The organism is uncultured Brevundimonas sp., assembly GCF_963977465.1.
Taxonomy (GTDB): Bacteria; Pseudomonadota; Alphaproteobacteria; order Caulobacterales; family Caulobacteraceae; genus Brevundimonas.
In genome coordinates, this window is sequence record NZ_CAXBOQ010000010.1 from 1 (window position 1) to 5,309 (window position 5,309).

Consider the following 5,309-nt stretch of genomic DNA (forward strand, 5'->3'; position numbering starts at 1 on the left):
GGAAGCCGCAGCGGAAGCCGAAGCCGAGGGCGGCGCTGGATTCCATCTCGAAGGTAAAGGAGGCGTCGTTCAGCCGGTCGCGCCCATCCTGCCACAGTTCGCCCACCACGCCCAGATCGCGAGCAGTCGCATGGTGAGGGGATCACCCCGCCGGATGAGGGACCTTCACGAACGGAGGAATCGAAATGGGGGCGACGGTGTGCCCACCGGGGACGGAGCGGCAGAATGTTGACCCCGAACGACCGCCGCTAGAACAGGTCCGCCTGCTCGGCACCCAGGGATAGTGTCTGCCCGTCACGGACGACCACAAAGACATAGGCGTCGCTGCAGGCACAATTTCCGGTCTCCAGATATGCCTGATAGCTGTCGCCGAACGGCTGGAGGCCGTTCAACGAGACAATCCGATCACCGATCCTGACATCGGCCCGCGCGGCTGCCCCGCCTTCAATCAGGCCGGTCACGGTCACGGTTTCCTGGGTGTGTCGGGCGTAGAAGCCAACAACGGGATAGCCATCGACCCAGACGCTCCGGACGGCTGCCGACACGGTGCCCGACGCCCCGTCAAAATGCCAGTTGAGCGCCTGCATGTTTCGCAAGCCGATCAGGCCGGAAAACCCGCCAATGGGTACGGCGTCCGCCTCGACGATCTGGAAGACCATGGCGGGCAGTCTCTGATCGCCCGAGGGCAGGCCCGACATTGCAACGATGCCTCGCTCCAGACCCGGTCCATCCGCGGACAGATACGACCTGACCGTACGGGTGACCCCCGGCAGTTCGGAAAGGTCGCTCATGGCTTCGGCGGTCATGCGGGATCCGGTTGCGCCGGAATCAATGATGAAACGATGAATGTGCCTGCGCCCGCGCACCTCCACAAAATACACCCCTTCGCGTTTGCCTCCCTCCAATCGCTTTAGGGCCAAGCTCGCGTGACCGACGATGATGTTCTGGCGATCGAAATCGATTGAAAAGGCGGGAAAGGCCGCGGCGGACACCAACCGTCCGGTGGGCCAGTCAATCTCGTCCGGCAGGGTAAGAACCGCCCCGGAGGTCCGGTATTCGCCTTGCATAATAATCTCGGCCGGTCGGGAGAGATCGGCTCGGACACGGCCGTTGAAGGTTCTGAGAGGAATGGACCGCGCCACGACAAGCACAGCTTCGCGGCTGGCGGCCGCGGTCAGGGAGGAATATTCCGCTCCGGTATCAAACACGGCATCGCCCCGACTTCCGCCGATCGAAACGTCCCCCAGATGGATATAGGTCAGACCGCTGGGTTGGCTTTCCAGCTCAAAATGGATCGCGGGTTGCACGCGGTTATCTACGGTCTGGGATCTTGCCTGCCCGGCCATGGTGCCGAGAAGAACGATACCCAGGAAAAGACACGGATTTCTCATTCCGGATGCGTTCCCAAAACGGAGGCGACCCCGTCGTACAGCGCCGCCTCCAAAGTAGTCAGGTAGGCATCACTAGCCGAACCCGACCTCCCATCCGTCGCCGCTCTGCTTGTAGTACAGACCATGCTCGATGAGCCAAACACCGGCGTCAATCACTTCCGTAAGCATCTGTGTCGCGAAATGAAAAACCGCTTCCATAAGATCGCCAAACCAACCGCCACCTGACACCATGTTCACCTCATCGAATGTCAGCTCACGCACTCCCTGAGTGATATCCGTCACGGCACGTCTCCTTCGTAAGGGTTTGTGTTCGCGCCCGATGGCGCAACTTACGGTTTGCTACAAATCCATATCGTGTCAACGTAAAAGTAGAAACTCCTTCCCTTTTTGCGGGTGTGCTATCCGTGTCAGATCTGTTCCGTAAGGAGGCCGTGACCCACGCCACCCGCCGTCTCGCCGGCGAGGTCATTCTGGCCACCTCCATCCCCTCCCGCATCCTCGCCGGCCTGATGGTGGCTGTGGTGCTGGGCGGCGCGACCTTCGCCGCCACCGCCTCCTATGCGCGCAAGGAAACCGTCGCCGGCTGGCTGACGCCGAGGGCGGGCATGATCCGCCTGACGGCGCGTCAGGGCGGCGTGGTCACGGCCATCCATGTCCGTGAAGGCGATGTCGTCGCGGTCGGCCAGCCGGTCGCCACCCTGACCCTGTCGTCAGCGCTGGAGACCGGCGACAGCTTCGTGGCCCTGTCCGAAAGTCTGGCGGCCCAGGGCACGGCGGCGCGGGCCCGAGCCGCCGCGAACCAGGCCAGTCTCCGGGCCGAGCAACGCCAGATGACCGAACGCCGGGCCGCCCTGCAACGCGAGCTGACCGAGGTCCGCCACCGCATCGACCTGCAGGCCCAGCGGCTGGTTCTGGCCCGCGCCGAGGTGACCCGCGCCGAGACCGTCGCCGCCCAGGGCTTCCTGCCGCGCCGGGAGCTGGAGGCCCGACGCTCGGCGGCGCTGGCAGTCGAACAGCAGGCCTCGGAGCTGTCGGCCCAGGCCCTGACCTATCAACGCGAGATCGGCGAAGTCAGCGCCCGCCTCGCCGCCATCCCCATCGACCTGCGCGCCGCCAACGCCGAGGCCGCGTCGGTCAGGGCCAGTCTGGACCAGCAGGCGACCCAGACCGAGGCCCAGTCGACCTACATCGTGGTCGCCACCGTGGCGGGGCGGATTGCCGCCCTGCCCGTCGACACCGGCCAGACCGTAACACCGGGCGCGGCCGTCGCTGTTCTGACCGCCGGCGACTCGCCGCTGGAGGCGGAACTCTATGCCCCGTCCCGCGCCGCCGGTTTCGTGCGTGAAGGCCAGGAGGTGCGGCTGATGTACCAGGCCTTTCCGCACCAGAAATTCGGCACCGGGGAAGGCATTGTGACGTCCGTGTCCCGCACCGTTCTGGCCCCGGCCGAGGTCGCCATTCCCGGACTGCAAGTGCAGGAGCCGGTGTTTCGCGTCCGGGTGCGGATGAAGGAGGACAGCGTGTCCGCCTATGGCCAGGCCGTGCCGCTGCAACCCGGCATGCTGCTGACAGCGGATGTGGTCATCGATCGTCGCAGTCTGCTCGAGTGGTTGCTGGATCCCCTGTACGCCGCCGGACGCCGTTGATGAATCCCCTTGCCGACCTGAATTTCTCTCGCCGTCGTCGACTGCCTGTCATCCAGGGGGCCGAAGCGGCCGAATGCGGGCTGGTGTGCATGGCCATGATCGCCCGCTACCACGGCCATGACGTCGACCTGAACGGCCTGCGTCAGCGCTTTTCCCTGTCGATGTCCGGCGCGACCCTGCGCAGCATCATGGGGCTGGCCGACGGCCTGGGGTTCGCCCCCCGCGCCCTGCGCGTGGAGTTGCCCGCGCTCGACAAGGTTCGACTGCCGGCCATCCTGCACTGGGACCTGAATCATTTCGTGGTGCTGAAGTCGGTCAGGAACGGCAAGGCCGTGATCCACGATCCGGCGGCCGGGGCCCGCACCTGGTCGCTGGACGACCTGTCCAAACATTTCACCGGGGTGGCGCTGGAGCTGACCCCGTCGGACACTTTCGAAAAGGTCACCGCCCGCGCGCCGATCAAACTGACCAGCCTGTGGTCACGCATGGTCGGCTTCTGGCCGGCCTTCTTCCAGATTCTGGGCCTGTCGGTGGCGCTGCAGATCGCCGCCTTCGCCATGCCGTTCCAGATGCAGCTGGTCGTCGACGAAGGCATTTTCCGCGCCGACCGCGACCTGCTGACGGTGCTGGCCATCGGCTTCGGGGCGCTGGTGATCATCCAGGCGTCGATCGAGGCCCTGCGCGCCTGGGCCCTGCAGGTGTTCGGCCAGATGCTCAGCTTCCAGATGGTCGGCAACCTCGTCCGCCACCTGATGCGGCTTCCGACCGACTGGTTCGAAAAGCGCCACGTCGGCGACATCCTGTCCCGCATCGGCTCGGCCACGGCCATCCAGGATGTGCTGACGCGCGGGGTCATCGCCGCGATCATCGACGGCCTGATGGCCGTGGTCGCGATCATCATCATGCTGCTGTATTCGCCGATCCTGACCGCCGTCGTGGTCGGCGCCGTGGCCATCAACCTGGCGCTGGCCTTTGCCGTGTTCCCCGCCCTGAAGGCACGGACCGAGGAACAGATCATAGAAAGGGCCCGCGAACAGTCCCACATCATGGAAACGGTCCGGGCGGCGACCACGATCAAGGTGATGGGCCGCGAGGCCGAGCGCGAAAGCTCCTGGCGCAACCTCTACGCCAACGCCATCAACGCGGCCGTCTCGGTCAGCAAATTCCAGATCTCGCTGAGCTTTACCCAGGGATTGATCACGGGCATTCAGACCGTGCTGGTCATTTATCTGGGCGCGCGCACCATCCTGGCCGGCGACGGCTTCTCGGTCGGCATGCTGTTCGCCTTCCTGTCGTTCCGGCAGACCTTCACCGACCGGGCCAACGCCCTGATCAACCAGGCCATCCAGTTCAAATTCCTCACGCTCCATCTGGACCGGCTGGCCGACATCGTCACCGCCGAGGTCGAAACGTCCTCCGCCGCCGCGCCACCGCGCCTCGACGTGCGCGGAGCCATGACCCTGCGCGACATCGACTTCCGTTACGGGGCCGCCGACCGCGCCATTTTGGACGGCCTGAACCTGACCGTCGAACCGGGCGAGTTCCTGGCCATCACCGGGGCCTCGGGCGGCGGCAAGACCACCCTGCTGAAACTGATGCTGGGCCTGCGTCATCCGACGGACGGGGCGATCACACTCGATGGCCAAACGGCGACTCCGGATCTGTGGCGCGCTTGGCGCGAACAGGTCGGGGTGGTGGCCCAGGACGACCGGCTGCTGTCCGGCACCATCGCCGACAACATCGCCTTCTTCGACCCCGACCTCGACATGACCCGCGTGCAGCAGGCCGCCTATGCCGCCCAGGTCCATGACGATATCGGCCGGATGCCGATGCAATACCTGTCGCTGGTCGGTGACATGGGCTCGACCCTGTCCGGCGGTCAGAAACAACGCGTCCTGCTGGCCCGCGCCCTGTACCGCCAGCCGCGCATTCTCATCCTTGACGAAGGCACGGCCAATCTGGATGTCGAGACCGAAGAGGTGATCGCCGACCTGATCGCAAAGCTGCCGATCACCCGCATTGTAGTGGCGCACAGGCCGGCCCTGTTGCAGCGCGCGGACAGGGTCTTGATCGTGAACGGCGGGACACTGTCGCCCGGTCAGGTCCTGCCGCGTGAAGGGGAGCCCGGGCCCGCCTGATCTTCAATCGTCGTCCATCTTCAGCGCCGCGATGAAGGCTTCCTGCGGGATCTCGACCTTGCCGAACTGGCGCATGCGTTTCTTGCCGGCCTTCTGCTTCTCGAGCAGCTTCTTCTTGCGGGTGGCGTCGCCGC

Annotated in this window: 5 protein-coding genes; 2 read left to right on the plus strand and 3 right to left on the minus strand. The window is 65.3% G+C overall.

The window, feature by feature from the left end; genetic code table 11:
• Window positions 1-248 precede the first annotated feature (248 nt).
• Entirely contained in the window at window positions 249-1,346 is a 1,098-nt protein-coding gene (locus tag AAC067_RS15790; protein ID WP_339933815.1) for a hypothetical protein, read from the minus strand.
• A gap of 117 nt (window positions 1,347-1,463) precedes the next feature.
• A complete protein-coding gene (locus AAC067_RS15795) occupies window positions 1,464-1,673 on the minus strand; it encodes a hypothetical protein (protein WP_339933816.1) in 210 nt (69 codons plus the stop codon).
• A 122-nt stretch (window positions 1,674-1,795) separates the two neighbouring features.
• Between AAC067_RS15795 and AAC067_RS15800 the strand changes: the two genes are divergently transcribed.
• Together AAC067_RS15800 and AAC067_RS15805 are read left to right on the plus strand one after the other, a co-directional pair.
• On the plus strand, window positions 1,796-3,037 hold the full coding sequence (locus AAC067_RS15800) for an HlyD family efflux transporter periplasmic adaptor subunit (RefSeq protein WP_339933817.1): 1,242 nt from the start codon (window positions 1,796-1,798) through the stop codon (window positions 3,035-3,037).
• A complete protein-coding gene (locus tag AAC067_RS15805; protein WP_339933818.1) occupies window positions 2,998-5,175 on the plus strand; it encodes a peptidase domain-containing ABC transporter in 2,178 nt (725 codons plus the stop codon). The genes AAC067_RS15800 and AAC067_RS15805 overlap by 40 nt, the downstream gene beginning before the upstream one ends.
• A gap of 3 nt (window positions 5,176-5,178) precedes the next feature.
• Here the strand turns inward: AAC067_RS15805 and AAC067_RS15810 are convergent.
• Window positions 5,179-5,309 (minus strand): hypothetical protein (locus AAC067_RS15810; protein ID WP_339933814.1); only part of this gene is annotated, 131 nt, incomplete at its 5' end.

Bases quoted from the DNA above. Each gene is read 5' to 3' on its own strand.
- AAC067_RS15790 (WP_339933815.1), bottom strand. From the start codon at position 1,346: ATGGCCGGGCAGGCAAGATCCCAGACCGTAGATAACCGCGTGCAACCC.